This window comes from Sphingobacterium sp. 1.A.5 (assembly GCF_002734235.1).
Classification (GTDB): domain Bacteria; phylum Bacteroidota; class Bacteroidia; order Sphingobacteriales; family Sphingobacteriaceae; genus Sphingobacterium; species Sphingobacterium daejeonense.
Genome location: NZ_PEBA01000012.1, coordinates 273064 through 290056 on the forward strand (window position 1 = coordinate 273064; position 16993 = coordinate 290056).

The 16993-nt window shown below is 37.5% G+C and carries 12 protein-coding genes; 1 reads left to right on the forward strand and 11 read right to left on the reverse strand.

What is annotated here, in order from left to right; translation table 11 throughout:
• Positions 1 to 36: 36 nt before the first annotated feature.
• Positions 37 to 2532 carry a M14 metallopeptidase family protein gene (locus tag CRT24_RS08180; protein WP_099370750.1) on the reverse strand — a complete coding sequence of 832 codons (2496 nt, stop codon included), beginning with the start codon at positions 2530 to 2532 and terminating at the stop codon, positions 37 to 39.
• A 112-nt stretch (positions 2533 to 2644) separates the two neighbouring features.
• On the opposite strand from CRT24_RS08180, the gene CRT24_RS08185 reads away from it, so the two are divergent.
• Positions 2645 to 3829 carry a PLP-dependent aspartate aminotransferase family protein gene (locus CRT24_RS08185; protein ID WP_099370751.1) on the forward strand — a complete coding sequence of 395 codons (1185 nt, stop codon included), beginning with the start codon at positions 2645 to 2647 and terminating at the stop codon, positions 3827 to 3829.
• Between the two features lie 55 nt (positions 3830 to 3884).
• Here CRT24_RS08185 and CRT24_RS08190 read toward each other — a convergent pair whose 3' ends face one another.
• The 10 genes from CRT24_RS08190 to CRT24_RS08235 all read right to left on the reverse strand — a co-directional run bounded on the left by CRT24_RS08190 (position 3885) and on the right by CRT24_RS08235 (position 16968).
• Positions 3885 to 5552 (reverse strand): sodium/sugar symporter, encoded by a 1668-nt coding sequence (locus CRT24_RS08190; protein ID WP_180269093.1) that lies wholly within the window; start codon positions 5550 to 5552, stop codon positions 3885 to 3887.
• On the reverse strand, positions 5549 to 6721 hold the full coding sequence (locus CRT24_RS08195; protein ID WP_099370753.1) for an aldose epimerase family protein: 1173 nt from the start codon (positions 6719 to 6721) through the stop codon (positions 5549 to 5551). Before CRT24_RS08195 ends, CRT24_RS08190 begins: the two co-directional genes overlap by 4 nt.
• 20 nt (positions 6722 to 6741) lie before the next feature.
• On the reverse strand, positions 6742 to 7899 hold the full coding sequence (locus tag CRT24_RS08200; protein WP_099370754.1) for a galactokinase: 1158 nt from the start codon (positions 7897 to 7899) through the stop codon (positions 6742 to 6744).
• On the reverse strand, positions 7896 to 8948 hold the full coding sequence (locus CRT24_RS08205; protein WP_099370755.1) for a UDP-glucose--hexose-1-phosphate uridylyltransferase: 1053 nt from the start codon (positions 8946 to 8948) through the stop codon (positions 7896 to 7898). The genes CRT24_RS08200 and CRT24_RS08205 overlap by 4 nt, the downstream gene beginning before the upstream one ends.
• Before the next feature lie 40 nt (positions 8949 to 8988).
• A complete protein-coding gene (locus CRT24_RS08210) occupies positions 8989 to 10068 on the reverse strand; it encodes a glycoside hydrolase family 43 protein (protein ID WP_099370756.1) in 1080 nt (359 codons plus the stop codon).
• A 19-nt stretch (positions 10069 to 10087) separates the two neighbouring features.
• Complete coding sequence (locus CRT24_RS08215; RefSeq protein ID WP_099370757.1) at positions 10088 to 11206, reverse strand: family 43 glycosylhydrolase; 1119 nt, start codon at positions 11204 to 11206, stop codon at positions 10088 to 10090.
• Positions 11207 to 11324: 118 nt separating this feature from the next.
• Positions 11325 to 12482, reverse strand: a complete 1158-nt coding sequence (locus tag CRT24_RS08220) for an exo-alpha-sialidase (RefSeq protein ID WP_099370758.1) — start codon at positions 12480 to 12482, stop codon at positions 11325 to 11327.
• 11 nt (positions 12483 to 12493) lie between these two features.
• Entirely contained in the window at positions 12494 to 13672 is a 1179-nt protein-coding gene (locus CRT24_RS08225; protein ID WP_099370759.1) for an AGE family epimerase/isomerase, read from the reverse strand.
• Between the two features lie 4 nt (positions 13673 to 13676).
• Positions 13677 to 15758 (reverse strand): GDSL-type esterase/lipase family protein, encoded by a 2082-nt coding sequence (locus CRT24_RS08230; protein ID WP_099370760.1) that lies wholly within the window; start codon positions 15756 to 15758, stop codon positions 13677 to 13679.
• Entirely contained in the window at positions 15742 to 16968 is a 1227-nt protein-coding gene (locus CRT24_RS08235) for an MFS transporter (protein WP_099370761.1), read from the reverse strand. The genes CRT24_RS08230 and CRT24_RS08235 overlap by 17 nt, the downstream gene beginning before the upstream one ends.
• Positions 16969 to 16993 lie beyond the last annotated feature (25 nt).

Consider the following 16993-nt stretch of genomic DNA (forward strand, 5'->3'; position numbering starts at 1 on the left):
GATGGGACACATAACAATCCCCAGAATTAGGTATTTTTACTCTATAGCAAAAAATATTGCGTTAGCCATAATCAGCTTACCACTTTCCCAAAAATTCCTGAACAAAACGTTGTCTGTCAAATAAATAACAGATCCACGACCTAGGTTCTGAGTTCCAAAGACAAGACCATTCTTGAGTTTTTTATTCAGTGTATGCCCAACAAAACCGCTCATTTTGGAATCTTCTGTGATATAGCCCACATTCCATCCCTTCCCGGATTCAAAATATTGAAATAAGTTTTCGTCTTGTTTTAGAGTAAAGTAATCTTTTACCCCAAACATCAAGGGATGCGAACTGTCAAAGGTTACTTTGAAAATTGCACCAGCTGTATAGTTTTCCAGAGCACCACGCTCACGATCACCGTATTTCTTAAGAGGATTTGGCTTTGATTTAGATGAAGTATCTTGTTTCACAGGTTTCAAATCCGACCATGATTGGGATGCTAATTGGGTAACTGCAGATTCTAATGCTATTACTTTCCCTCCTTTCCTTATCCAATTTGCGAATTCATCGGTCTGAGCCTTATCTTTTAAGAAAGGATAGTTGCCATTAGGCATAATGAACAGATCTATTTCATCCCATTTAACTCTAGAAAAATCCGATGGATTGATCAATATAATTGGATATTGTAATTGCTGGTCGAAATAATGCCATACTTCCCCAACATTTGTAGCGCGTTGCCCCTCTCCTGCCATCATCAGCACTTTTGGTGTTTTGATAGTTTTCACATCAGAACTTCCTAAATCCTTACCGCCCTCAACAATGCCCGACTGAATAGCATATATCTTTACTTTGAGTCGATCCGATTCTTCCTTCAATATTTTCTCGGTATTGGATTGTTTATTACCGTTCTTCATCACCAACAGTGATCCTTTTGGAAATTCCTCAGAACCGATTTTAAAAGTTTGATCTGATGCTTTAACAGTAATTTTATTCCTTAATAATGCAGCTAAAAGTTGAGCAGAAGAAAATCCATCCCATTTTATGGCATATCCAAAAGGTGAGCCGATGCTATTAGAAATAGTTTCTAACTGATAGGGATTTAAGCTGGAAATTTTAGTCTTAGATGCAATTGCTGGTAGTCCGTAAACATACGGCAATGACCAAGCTGTGATATCATAAGTGACAGAATCGGTCAACTTCGCCTCTGGTTCAAATAATACACGAATCAGTGCAGCCTTTGATTGATTTCCCGGAATCACTAAGTCTTTAGAATTTAAACTATGGTTTTCCTCTTTTTTGCTGAAATAATCAAATCCCTTTATAGTACCTGAGGATGAATAATAATTGATCTTGTTCTTTTCCAATAATTCGATTAAAGCTCGCATGGTTTTATCCCTGCTATTGTCATATTTTACAACATAAGTTTGAAAAGAAGATAACTTTCCTGCTGCTGCATCATCTCCAAATTTTTTAAATTCAGAAACGACTCTGCCAGCATTCTGTGATACTATTTCGATCACATTTAATCCGGAGGCATGATGTTGAATAGCGCGATCAACGAGAGTCAATGTATCCTTATCATCTGTGTACACTCCCAATCCTGCAGAACTATTGCCAGCCTTCTCGAAAGTCATTCCTATAGACCCTGAATAGATAGGATAAGTATCTCCATACGATGGATAAAATAAGTCAAAACGTTCTTTAGTAAAATATAACCACCCTTTTGAATCAAAATATTTTGCATTATGTTGGCCAATAGTGGTTTGAAATTCTCGTTGCCATGGCGTTATTACCTCATGCAATGGTTCTGCTGCTGGCGGAAAATAATAAGGTGAATTTATTCCCTGTTCATGAAAATCAACATGAATGTGTGGCAGCCATTTATTATAAATCATGGCTCTTAAGGCGCTTTCTTTTTGTGTTTGCCAAGCCCAATCACGGTTCATGTCAAAATAATAATGATTATATCTACCTCCTGGCCAAGGCTCTCTGTGTTCGCGAGCATATAATTCTGGATTATATTTAATCCCAACAACACCATTGTACCAGTTATTATAACGTTCAGTTCCATCAGGATTTAAACAAGGATCCAAGATCACTAAAGTATTCTCCAACCAGGATTTACTTTTACTATTGTTGGGGTTTACTAGTTCAAACAAAGTCATCATCGATGCTTCTATCGAAGAAGTTTCATTCCCATGGACGTTATTGCTTATCCATACAATAGCAGGAGAAGTTGTTGTGCCCTCACCTTCTAATGCATGTGCTAATTTTAAATTGTTAGTCCTTATATTTTCTAGATTTCCAATATGTTGAGCAGAGGAAATATAGAATACTTTAAGAGGTCTACCTTCATTAGACTCTCCATAAGATTCCATTTTCACTTGGTTTGGAACCTGAGTGGCAATATATTGGTAATATTCCAAAACCTTCCAATGCGGAGTTACCTTTGAACCTATTTGATATCCAAGGTATTCAGATGGAGACTTAATCTGAGCAAATGATAAAGTAGAAAGAAGACAAGCCAGAATAGCAAGTATTTTTTTCATAATATTTGAGGTAAATTAAGGTTAATTATATTAAACAAATCGAAGCTGAAATTAAGTATTTACAAGTTATTTTTTTAATTTTCATTCCTTTATTTTTTAAAAACAACCTGATATGTCTCATATAGAAACCGATCTAATCCATAAAGGGAAAGAATTCAACGAAAGTAAAGCCGTTGTAACCCCAATCTATCAAACTTCAACATACTTCGCAGATGAAGATCTCAAGGAGTATATTGTAGCCGCAACAGAAACAAAACACCCTAATTTTTATCATCGCCACGGAAATCCTACGAATTCCCAAGTCGCATCTATTGTCGCAAGTCTTGAAAAAACTGAAGATTCTCTGGTATTGGCAACAGGGATGGCTGCCATTTCAACCGCGATCTTAAGTGTCGTTAAAGTAGGTGACCATGTAGTAACTCAAAATTCTCTCTACTCTGGTGCTATGCTCTTTTTTAAGGAATTTTTATCAGATTATGGCGTAGAGGTAACCCACGTCGATCAAAAGGACAATCAGGCATTCGAAAAAGCGTTAAGGCCAAACACAAAATTGATCTATGTCGAAACACCCTCCAACCCCAATCTGGATATTACTGACCTGCAATTTATTGCAGACCTTGGTAAAAAGCATAAGATTACGACAATGGCAGACAATACTTTCGCCTCGCCAATCAATCAGTCTCCAAAAGATCTGGGAATAGATGTAATTATCCATTCAGCTACTAAATATTTAGGCGGCCATAGTGATTTAACAGCAGGAGTGGTATGTGGAACTAAGGATTTTATCGAAAAGGTATGGCGAAGATCACTTGTGCTTGGAGGGTCATTAAGCCCATTTGATTCTTGGCTTTTATTAAGGGGCTTGAAAACATTATCCATGCGGGTAAAACAGATCAACAGTAACGCTCTAGCGTTAGCAGAATTTTTCGAAAAACACCCTGCAATTAAGTATACTGGATATATAGGTCTGAAGTCGCACCCTCAATATGACCTTGCACAAAAACAAATGCGTGGTGGAACGGGCATGCTTTGCATTGAAGTGATTGGGGATGAAGAAGACGCCTACCAAAATGCTCAATCTGTGCTAAATAAATTGAAGATATTCGCCAATGCAGCAAGCCTTGGAGGGGTAGAATCGCTCGTTGTCCACCCAGCTAGCATGTGGGGTTCACATCACGATAAATCCCAAAAATCAACCTCTGGAATAACGACTGGAATGTTAAGAGTTTCAGTAGGAATTGAACATATAGACGATCTAATTCAGGATTTTGATCAAGCTCTAAAAGAGATAAAATAAAAAAAATCCCTTGACTAAAAAAAGTCAAGGGATTTTTTTGAACTCTATATTATACCTACCAAAAGATAGTATACAATGCTGCTGTGATACCAATTACAAGTAATGCACCAACTGCAAAACCTGTTTTTGTCTTGAACATCGTAGCGTCGATTTCCAAACCATTGGTAACAACACCTTTTTTGTTTTCATACATACTTATAAAGTACATACCGATTAAACAGAAGATGAAAACAAAGCCGATACGATCAATGAATGGAATTTCGTAAACCCCGTCCACAGGAATAGCAAATCCTGTAGAAGCTAAGAAAGAAAGATCCATGAAATTAGGCAAGAATTTCAATACAATTGACAGTATGAAACCTACTATTGTAGCAAACAATGCTGCATTTGAGGTCGTTTTCTTCCAAAAGAATCCCAATAAGAACATCGCAAATACACCCGGAGATACAAACCCTGTATACTCTTGAATATATTGGAAACCACCTTTCTTGTCAATACCTAAATATGGAGCAATAAAAATTGCTAAGATCATAGAAACAACAATAGTAATCTTCCCAACATTCACCAATTTCTTTTCAGTAGCATCTTTATCAAAAATCTTCTTATAAATATCCAATGAGAATATAGTAGCAACTGAATTTGCTTTACCTGCCAAAGATGCAACGACCGCAGCGGTTAATGCTGCAAATGATAGTCCTTTAAGACCTGTAGGCAACAAATTCAATAATACCGGGTATGCTCTATCTGGATTCAATTCACCACCAGCAATCATCTCTTGTTGGAATAATCCATCATTATATAAAACATAAGCAGCGATACCAGGTAATACTACGATCAAAGGCATAAGTAATTTTAAAACTGCAGCGAACAACAAACCGTTTCTAGCGGTCGGAAGATCCGCGCCCAATGCACGCTGAGTGATGTACTGGTTACATCCCCAATAGTTCAAGTTGATAACCCACATACCACCTATCAAAACTGATAATCCAGGCAAGTCAATATAATTCGGGTTGTCAGGCTTCAAGATCATGTGGAAATGATCTTGAGCTTTCTCATGAACAATACCAAATCCATCCAGTACACCTGTCCCACCGAAATGATCCGAAACAAGGTTTAATGCCAAATAAGTGGTTGCTAGACCTCCCAAAATCAAAAAGAATACTTGGATTACATCGGTGTAACCAATTACTTTCATACCTCCTAAGGTGATGAAAATCGCGAATACGGCTAAACCAATCATACAGACCTGGAAATCCAATCCTGAAATACTGGAGACTGCCAATGCCCCTAAGAACAAAATGGATGTTAGGTTTACCACAATATACAATAACAGCCAAAACACCGCCATAATCATGGCTACCGTGCCATTGTACCGCTGGTGTAAGAACTGTGGCATCGTGAAGATTTTGTTCTTGAGATAAACTGGAAGGAAAAATACAGCAACAACGATCAATGTCACTGCCGCCATCCATTCATAAGTTGCAATAGCCAATCCAATCTTAAATCCTGAACCACTCATGCCGATAAATTGCTCAGCAGAAATATTCGAGGCAATCAAAGAAGCTCCAATTGCCCACCATGTCAAGGAACCTTCAGCCAAGAAATAATCCTTAGAATCCCCAGAAGCGGATTTCTTCTTATAATAAATGTAAAGTCCATACCCTGCTACTATTATGAAGTAGCATAGGAATACGATATAGTCTTTGGTTTCCATGGTTTTTATTTAGTCGTAAACTTGTAAACAGATTTGCTGGTATAGGTTTCTCCAGGATTTAATGATGTAGATGGAAAATTAGGCTGGTTTGGAGAATCTGGAAAATGTTGGGTCTCCAAACATAATCCCGTACGGAAACTATCCTTAGAACCATTTTTAAGTGTTACATTGTCCGCCATAAAATTCCCACTGTAAAACTGAATTCCAGGTTCTTCAGTATAGATGTCCATTACGATCCCTGATTTATCTCCTGTTAAAGTTCCAGCATGGTTCAACCCATCAACTTTGGTCCCGTTTAAAACCCAATTATGATCATAGCCTTTACCAAATTTCAACTGCTCGTTGTCCTGTTCAATATCTTGGCCTATCGTTTTTGAAGTAGTGAAATCAAAAGGCGTACCTTTAACATCTGCCAATTCTCCAGTAGGAATCAATGTACTGTCTACAGGAGTATACTTATCGGCATTAAGTTTCAAAGTATGATCTAAAATAGTTCCACTGCCTTCACCATTTAAATTGAAATATGCATGATTTGTTAAGTTAATAACTGTTTTCTTATCAGAAGTAGCTTTATAAGCAATCGTCAGTTCATTATTGTCTGACAAACTATATGTTACTTCAATATGAATTGGACCGGGAAATCCTTCAGCTTTGTCAGGAAGTGTCAATGCGAATGTGATAACCTTATCATTTACAGTTTTGACATCCCAATTTTGAAAATGCAAGCCCTTAACTCCTCCATGCAAGGTATTGGGACCATTGTTGGTTGGTGTGGTAAATTCCTCCCCATCGATACTAAATTTACCCTTAGCAATCCGATTTCCAAATGGACCGACAATAGGACCAAAGAAAGGTTCTTTTGGGTTGTTGTAGTCAGCAGCTTTATTAAACCCCAAGACAACATCTGTTAAAGTACCATTTTTATCAGGTACCTGCAATCCTACGATTCTTGCTCCAAAATTTGTGAAATATGCTGTTGCACCAGAGGAGTTCTTTAACGTATAAAGCTTGACAGATTTTCCATCAATATCTCCTGAGAATGAGGTGGAATCTAAGATTGTAACAACAGAATCTGTACTGTCGGCAGTAATGTTGCTTTCCTGCTTGCTATTTTGCTGACACGCAATAGTCGCAAAAAGGGAGCCCGCAAGCAACGTTTTTAAGATAGATTTATTCATTGTTTAGTTTATAATTAAGTCTAATATACTAATTCTGAGCCATTATCAGTTTTAACAAAAATAGGTGTTAGCTCAAGGTTAAATTCTTTTTTGTAAGCAGGCGATATTGAATCAACTAATTGCTGTCCAAAACCCTTCTTCACAATATTAATAGTGCATCCTCCAAAACCGCCTCCCATCATTCTTGCTCCCAAAACTTCAGGAAATTCCTTAGCATTTTCTACCAAAAAGTCCAATTCTTCGCAACTAACTTCATACTCCTTACTCAAGCCTTCATGAGCTCTAAACATTTGTCTACCCATTTCTTGGATATCCCCTCTATCCATAGCCTCACAAGCCTTGGCAAGTCTTTCGTTTTCCTCCACCACAAACTTACCTTTTACATAACTGTCGTTATCAATAGGCCGGACAATCTCATCCAGCATTTCAATAGTTACATCTCTCAAGCTATTTACCTCAGGATATTTTTCCTTTACTAAGGCTACTGCCTTTTCACATGAATGCCTTCGGTCATTATATGCAGATGAGGCCAAGGAATGCTTAACGTTCGTGTTTAACAACACGATCTCGTAATCTCCAAGCTCCAAAGGAACATAGCTATAAGAAAGATCTCTGCAGTCTAATCTAACTACATGGTTCTCCTTGCTCAATACCGAAGCAAATTGATCCATTATTCCACATTTTACCCCTGCATAAGTGTGTTCAGCAAGCTGACCAATTTTTGCAATGGAAACCCTGTCAATATTCAGATCAAAAAGTTCATTCAATCCAAAACCTGTAGCACATTCTACTGCTGCAGATGATGAAAGACCAGCCCCCACAGGTATGTCCCCATCTATATAAAGGTTAAATCCAGAAATCTTATACCCACGCTCCTTCAATTGATTAACTACTCCAAGAATATAATTTGGCCAGCCCTTATCGGTTGGTGAAACATCTTTTAAATCAACTTGAAAAGACTCATTAAAATCTTCTGCAAATAAATGAATCTCTGTATCATTACGCTTCCCTAAAGCCACATATACAGCTTTGTCAATTGCAGTAGGAAGAACAAATCCTTCGTTATAATCCGTATGTTCTCCAATTATATTAATTCTTCCGGGCGATTTGGAAACTAATGCTGGCTCTACTCCGTACAATTCCTTATACTTAGCACTAATTTGGTCTCTCTCAATCATTTGGTATTAGATTTATAATGTATGGTGGGTTGATTTCTGATGATTTCTGCTGCTTTTTCTGCAGTAATATCTCTTTGGGGATTAGCTAACATCTCATAGCCAACCATAAATTTCTTTACAGTCGCTGAACGAAGTAATGGTGGATAAAAATGCATATGCCAATGCCAAAAATCCTGCTCCCCATTGTTTACAGGAGCTTGGTGCATCCCTGCAGAATATGGAAAAGAGGTTGAAAATATATTATCATAACGGATGGTAAGCTCCTGTAAGGTTTTTGCTAAATCCAACTTTTCTTCTTCAGAAAACTCAGTGATATCCGTAACATGACGCTTACTGATCAGCATGGTTTCAAAAGGCCATGCCGCCCAAAAAGGAACTAAAGCCACAAAATGATCATTGTCAATGATAATTCGTTCTTTTTTCTTTAATTCTAAGGCTAGATAGTCAGACAATAAAGACTTCTTATTTTTTAGGAAATATTCCTGCTGCTGCTTTTCCTCTTTGAGGATTTCCATGGGTAACTTACTTTCCGCCCAAATCTGACCATGAGGATGCGGGTTGCTACAACCCATAATAGATCCTTTGTTTTCGAATATCTGAATGTATTTAATCCATTCATTGGATGCTAAAGAGGCAAATTCGCTTTGCCAAACATCAACGACCTTTTTGATATCCTCAACATCCATCTCAGGAAGAGTCAAATCATGCCTTGGAGTAAATGCAATAACTTTACAAATTCCCCGCTCAGTTTCAGCAACTAATAATCCTTCTTCATTTATATTTCCTTCTTCAGTATCTTTCAACAGAGCAGAAAAGTCGTTGACAAAAACAAAACTCTCCTTATAATCGGGATTTTCACTGCCATCTGCCCGTTTATTCCCTGGACAGAGATAGCAATTTGGGTCATATTCAGGCCTTTTATCTAAGGATAATTCCTCCACTTGCCCCTGCCATGGTCGCTTGCTGCGATGTGGCGAAACAAGAATTCGTTCCCCTGTTAATATGTTTAAGCGAGTGTGTGGTACGTCATTAATTGCAAAATCTGGCATAGGTGGTTCTTCAATTAGTTCTCCTAAGATACAAATTCCATCAATTATTTGTAGTAGGACCGTGTACTTTTAACACACCTTGAGAATCTATCTCTATCGGATCTATAAAAACTACCCGATCATTGCCCGTTTTTGTAGTTCTTCCATGATATACACAGTACATTTTACCATCTTTGCCAACAAAAATGGAATTATGGCCAGTCCCTGTAACATCGCCACCTTTATCATTATTTTTCTCCAAGACTGGATTGGTAGCAGATTTCTTAAAAGGCCCTAGTGGATTTTTTGAAGTCGCATATCCAACAGCATAATAAGGTCCAGCATAATGATTCGCAGAATACATCATGTAATAAAGATTATTATGCTTAAAAAGATAAGAACCTTCGGTCCATCGACGATTTATCTCAGCATTGTTAACTGATCTGCTTTCCCATTCTGCTTGTTTATCATTGATTTTTACTGGTGGACGCAATAATAATTTCGGTTCTCCGATTACCCCACTCAAATCAGGCTTCAACTCAACTCCGTAAACCCAACTCTCTTCAATCTCATCATATAAACCTTTCTTTTTTGCCCAAGCAGCAATTTCTGATTCTACAGGATGCTTATAACAGCACCTCGAATAATAAAGGTATTTCTTGCCATCCTCACTCACATATACATTTGCATCAATGATTGGATATCCTGGATCAAATAACGGTTTATCATCAATGTCTATAAACGGACCAGTTGGCTTGTCAGAAACTGCGACGCCTATTTTATAATTCTCCAACTCATTATTAGGATTTTCCTTCCAATGTGCACTATAGAACAGATAAAATTTATCATTCCATTTATAAACTTCGGGTGCCCAAAAATCTTTCGTTCCCCATGATTTCTCCTGTAGGTTAGTGTAAATAACTCCTTCATTCTCCCAATCTTTCAAATCCTTGGAAGAATAGACTACAAAACCATTCTTTGTCCCTCCAGTACCATACAGATAATAGCTGTCCTGCTTGTCATCATAAATAATGTATGGATCGCCCAATGCAACGGACAATGGATTTCCTGGCAACTCTTGTGAATTTGCTATATTGCTCAACAAAAACAATAATCCTAAACAAAATAATCTGATTTTCATATAAAATTTAAAGCTGAATTTAATTTATGACTGGTTTTTTCTGTTGCTTGGTCTGAGGATTGCCTCCCCCGATAATCGGCCATTCACCTTCCCAAACTAATGGATCCAACATTAGCATTCTTCTAGACGTACCGTTTCCTAGTTTCCCTTGATTCTTATCAATCGCATGATAATAAATCCAATCCTGACCTTTGGCGTCAGTTATAACCCCTGATGTATGTCCTGGGCCGACGATATCTTCAGAACCCTGCATAACAATAGTTCCATTTCCTCTTTCCTTGATATCCCTTCCCTCTTTGTCCACATAAGGTCCTAATAGATTCTTCGATCTAGCTACCAAAACATGATATTTACTATTAGCTCCCTCACAACAACTTCCCTTAGATCCTAAAAAATAATAATACCCATTCTTCTTAAAAATGGTAACCGCCTCATAATCACCGGCTGCGATTTTTACTTTCTGTCCAATATTAACTTTTTTGCCATCTTCACTCAATTCCAAAGCAAAAGTACCTTGCCCAGGAGTATCTGAGAAACTTCCCCAAAAAATATAATTCTTCCCATTATCAGCAATAAAAAAAGGATCAATTGAATTAGGAACACTCATTGATTCACTGTCGAACAACTTCCCTTGATCTATAAATGGGCCTTTTGGAGAATCCGAAATAGCCAAACCTACCCCAGGGTTTTTATCACCCCAAGTTGAATAAGAATAGTATAAATAGTATTTCCCGTTCACTAAATTAATATCTGGAGCCCAGATGCCGCCAGCACCTTTCCAAGAAGGTTTTTCTTGAAATGCAGGACCAACATAACTCCAATTCACCATATCTTTGGATTCCAAAATTGGAACCAACCTAGAGCCTTGACCATCATCCCAATTGTCTTGAGTACCATATGCATAAAACAGCTTTGTTTTAGGATCTTGAATCACCGTAGGGTCCGCAAATACAGGCTCAAAAACAGGATTCTGAAAAGTATTTCCCCCTTCTACAAATGAACTCGAAACCGCAGAATTCCTTTTTGCACATGAATCAAAAAAAGAAACAGAAATCAACACCAAAGCTATTAAAAATGAATTTCTAACTACTGGTACATAAATTAGAGTTTTAATATGAACTATACTTCTCAGAAACATATCGTGAAAAAAGTTTAGAATGGTTTAACAATGTAGATAAAATTCAATTTACAGGATTTTTTTGACAATATGCACTTTAAAAAACAAAAACCCTAAGCAACTAGCCCAGGGTTTTAACTTATTTAATCTTCTCAGTCAGAAAAATGATCTCTTTATAATTGTCTTTCTCGTAAAGAATACCAATAGTATTGGGTTTTATCAAAACAATATCTGAATAGGCTGAATATGCACCTTTGTAACCCTCAGGAGCTTTGGCAATCAATTTATTATAATACCAAGACTTTCCCTTATCTTTTGACAGCCTCAAGGTCAAGTTATTACGATCTTTCTCATCTGCAGCATTAATATGAGCCAAAATAAATTTTTTACCTTTTTTCCATGATAAAGCAGATCCTTGATTGATTGGATCAGGCAGTTTAGCATCAGGAGATGAACTCACCCATGTCTGTCCAGCATCTTTAGAAATCGAAATAACCCTTTGTTTAGGAGTCAATTGTTGGTTCCGAGAACTCATATACACTTCATTGTCTCCTATTTGAGCAGCAATAGATTCATTCGTTCCGGGATAAGGAAGGTTATCACTCAGTTTAAAGGTTTTTCCATGGTCGTCAGAATAAAAGGCATGAGCATTCCAATCTTTACCTTGTGGCTGTGGATCCCCGGCACTGTGATTGGCAGCGATGTAAATCCTACCTTTATTAGGCCCTGAAACAAATTGAAATCCATGCCCTGGTGTATTTGCATAGGTTCTCCAATCCTCAGAAAAAGAATATTCAGGATTTATTTCTGTTTGTTTTGGCCTATGTGTCTGCGTTGTGATGTTCACAGGTTCTGACCATGTTTTTGCTCCATCAGTCGAGGTAATGTACCATACTTCTCGTAGACCTTTACCTTTTCTCACTTCGCCCTCATGATTATTTCCGGTATTATAAAATAGGAATATTCTACCTTCAGGATATGCAGGGTCCAATAAATCTACTACTGGGGCTGCATTTCCCGCTTGAAGCCTATCATAGTCTGCCGCAACCTTCAAATCCCCCCAAGTCTTGCCGTTATCCTTGCTAACTTTATATACAATGTCCACATTGCCATAATCTCCCGCATGATCTACACGGCCTTCGGAAAAAGCAATCAATTCCCCATTCTTGTTTTTTATTATGGCAGGAATTCTATAGCTCGCATAGCCATCATCCCCAGATCGAAATACAACAGTTTCTTGCGCCTGAACCCCAGAAAGTAAGCAAACAGCTAATAATGATAAAAATAGTTTTTTCATATTTGGTAAATTTAAACTTTGAACTTATTGATTACTGACCAACAATACCATTCTTGCCTTGGCAAATGAAAAGGTCCTTTAAACATATTGCCTTTCGCAGTTTGGGCAATACTTCCATCTTTATGAAGATAACCAAACCATTCCCCATGTTCACTATCATGAAAATGCTTATAGGCATAATCATGGATAAGTTTATGCATGGTTGAATATTTCTCATCCTTGGTTATTAAATAAGCTAATAAACAAGCAATTATGGTTTCATTCTGTGGCCACCAAAATTTCATGTCTTGCCAATACTCCTGCACCGGCTTGTTATAGACATCCCGGAAATATAAGATTCCACCATGTTCCTCATCCCAACCTCTTTCCCACATATAATCCAACATCCTTAACCCCAAATCAATCAAATGTTGATCCATGCCACGATAAATGGCTTCATGTAAAATAAACCATGCGCCCTCAATAGCATGACCTGGATTTAGTGTCCTGCCATCAATGTGATCTATAATATCCCCATCTAATGAAACCTGTTCCATAACACAGCGAATATCATCTTTTACAAAATTTTCCTCAATTTCTTTTATCCAGCTCATTATAGCTCCGTCACAACGAGGGTCACCGATTGTTTCCCTCAATTGCTGTGCTGTATTGCACATAATCATTGGAATTCCAATCCCTTTACTTGGTCTTGTATCCTCAAACTTTGGATCCATTACCCTTTTTCCATTAGCATATTCTAAACAAACGGTAAACATTTCCCTCGCAAAGGTTGCTGCCTCACCACTGCCAGAAGCCTTAGCATAGGCTGCACTTGCAATAACAGCAAATGTTTCCGAGAAAAAATAGCGGCGCATTCGAATCGGATTTCCTTCGCGGTCCACATGAAAATACATCTTGCCATCAGGATTGAAACACTTATCCCTGATAAATTCGTAGCCTAGTCTTGCACCTTCCAACCATTCTTGACGTGGCTCCACTGTATTGTACAATGTAGACAGTAACCAAGATGCTCGCCCCTGTATCCAAACAGCTTTATCCGTATCTATCAATGTGCCGTCATAGTCCCGCATCAATAAATAACCCCCGAATTCATAATCATATGATCTAGGAAACCAAAATGGAACCGTATCGTTTATTAATTGATTTTTATAAAATTCAGCTAGATTGTCCAGCTCTTCATTTGTATACATTTTTTTAGTTTTTTATTGAAAAGGTCGAAACAGGAACTGATTCTTCATTTACTAAATTAGCCCTTGTAAATGGCTGATATCCATAATATATCTTTGTCAAAGATTTTGGATTATATAGGATGACTTTATTCCCTTTTATCTCCTTAACATGTAATTCTTCCAAGTCCCCATTATTTTCCATTCCTTGAAATCCTTTAGCCTCTTTGCCATCTATTACCTTAATATTTTTGGCGTTATTGAACTCAATCACGAATAAATTGTTCTTTCTTGGATAGGCTCTGATTGGCTGTGGAGTATCCGAATTGATATTTTTTCCAAACTCATGTTTCTTAACGAGATTAGACAAACGGATACCAATTGGAATTTTGTCTTTAGGGTGCACATCAAGAGAATCACCTAAGTCTGAACTAACAGCCATAAATACATTTGCAATTTCTGAACAAATCAACCTTTGGCTATCCCTAAAATATGGCCAAGAGGGACGATCGATACCAGATAGTTGTACAACATAAAAGGGAAGTTTGTCCTTAACATTGCCACTTTCAGCAAAATTCTTGCGCCATGAATGAACGAGGGTTTTAAATAATTGTTCGTGCAGTTCAACGTTATGAGCATTACTCTCCCCTTGATACCATAGGACAGCCTTAATATTTGTATTCTTCCATTTCACTAATCCTGCTTCAAAGTTGTAAGAAGGATCATATGGGTGACGCTGGTGTTTTATATTAGACTGCTTCAAATTTACTCCAGCTCTTTCTTTACAGAAATCTTGAATGAAATCTGATTTTCTCCAAGTATGGATATATCCCGCAAGTAAATCATTGCTCTCCAAGCATTCCCTGGAAATCCAAGACTCGGTATTAGAACCTCCAACAGCCAATTCAATAATACCAACCGGAACCTTGGTGTCTTGATGGATATCCAATGCAAAACTATAAGCAATCGCTGAAAAATTCGATGAATTTTCAGCATTCAGAGTTTCCCAGGATCCTGTGAAAAATTCCAGATCATTCACCCTTTTCAAAACATCAGTACTCCATTCAGAATTGTTCGTTTCTACTAGATTCTTGTTCTTGAAGATTCTGATTTGATTATTTAAACTTGCATTACCTATCAGCGGTTCAGAATTTTTGACCAATTTTAATGGAAATGCCATGTTGGATTGCCCAGATGCCAAATAAACATCTCCAAACAAAATATTCTTTAATAAAATAGAATCCTGATCAGTCTTAATCTTTATTAAATATGGACCTCCTGCAGAATGGGGATTAATATCTACTTCCCAATTCCCTAATTCATCAGCTTGGGTGGAATAAGTCTTGTTCTCTAATTCAAGGATTACCTTTTCTTTAGAAGATGCTTTTCCATAAATAGAAACTTTTTCGTCGCGTTGAAGAACCATATTTGACCCTATGGTATTAGAAACAGATAATTTCTGCCTAACAGGAACTATATGTTTCCATACATTTTCTGCCAATAACTTTGCACCATGTTCATTTGGATGTAAATAATCATCAAAAAGATCTATGCGGCTTGCTAAAGGTGTTTTGTTGTCAATAAGTCTATAGTTATTTAGGATGGCTATATCTTCAATATTTTTTTGAATCTGGTTGTACCAATCCCTTGTTCCGGATAAAAATCGTGCGTGTCCACTGAAAATGGGAGTCATCTGACATACATAAATCTCAATATTAGGGTTATCTTGTTTAAATAAAGAGACTAGCTTATTATAATCCTTCGTAAAATCTAATTTATAATTTGGCCAGTTTCTCGGATCTGTATCATTTAATCCTAAGGATATCACCACGATATCTGGACTGAATTCTAAAGCATCCTTTAACTCTTCTGATTTTAAATAGGGATTATGTCCTTTCTCCAATAAGGTAGCGCCATTTTTTCCAAAATTACCAACAAGGAAACCCTCACCTAGCAATTCTTGCAATTGCGCAGGATAGGATTTTCCATTAGCCAAATTATATCCTTTGGTAACCGAATCCCCAATACATGCAACCCTCTTTTTTGTTTGCGCAAAGAGAGAACTAATGGAGATGAAAATGAAAAACAAAAATTTAATCGATTGCTTCATTATACTTTGGTTTTAAAACAGCCAATTGAATAATCAAAACTATCAACACTATTCCTGCCAATAGGGCGAAATCACTTCCTAATTGCCCTGCATCTGCAGAAGCACCCAATAATTTAGTAATATATGCACCAGCAAAAACACCAACCATATTCATAATACCATAAGCTGTAGCTCTGTATTTGGAAGAAACAAATTGACAGAGAATAGGCATATTATTGGCATCGAACATGCCAAACCCAAACCCAAACATCAGCCCAGCTAAAACAATCGCAAATACACTATGCCCATAGCCTATGAGAATAACCGCAGGAATAGTTAATCCAAGACCTATCGCACTTGTATAAATCCTCCCCCGCAAGTTTCTTTGAATCCATCTGTCTGAAATAATTCCGCCAGATATAACCCCAAAGAACGAAGACAGAGCAATTGTTATGGTAGCCAATGGACCGGCCTGTTCCATCGGTATGTGCAAATTCTCAGAGAATAAAGTTGGCAACCAATTCTTTGTTGCCCAGCCCGGCAAACTTGGAACAGCAAAGTATAGCAAAATCACCCAAAACGCTACGTTTGAAAACAATAAGGATATACCTTTGAATAATGAGGTCTTATCTCCAATAATTTTTTTAGCAACAGATCTATGGTCTGTTTCATGTAGGAAAAATATCAATACAAAAGAATAAACTATTCCAATCAATCCGAATAATATAAAGGTATAATGCCAGGAAAAAGATGCTGCAACTGTTCCGCCAAACCCTCCCAATGCCTGCCCAAAATAAAACCCTGTCATGTGGATCCCAATTGCCAATGACCTGCTTTTATCCGAATGGTAATCAGCAATCAATGACAGTCCTGCAGGAATATATAAAGCCTCACTTACACCCATTATAGCCCTTAGCGCATATAATTGGTCATAAGTATTGGCATAACCCATGGCCAACGTAATGGCAGACCACACAAACAAACTCCCAACAATCAACCATTTACGGTTCCATTTGTCAGCAACCATTCCTGCAACGGGGCTCATAAACCCATAAATCCACAGAAATACAGCCATTAGATTGCCAAATACAGCAGCACTCTCCAGCTCAACAATATCCATCGCCATTGCCGGACGCATTGTCGACAAAATCTGGCGATCCATATAATTTAACAATGCCACAAACCATAATAACCCAACAACCACCCAAGGATATTTATTGCTATTTCTCATAGATTATAATTTCTTATCAGGATCA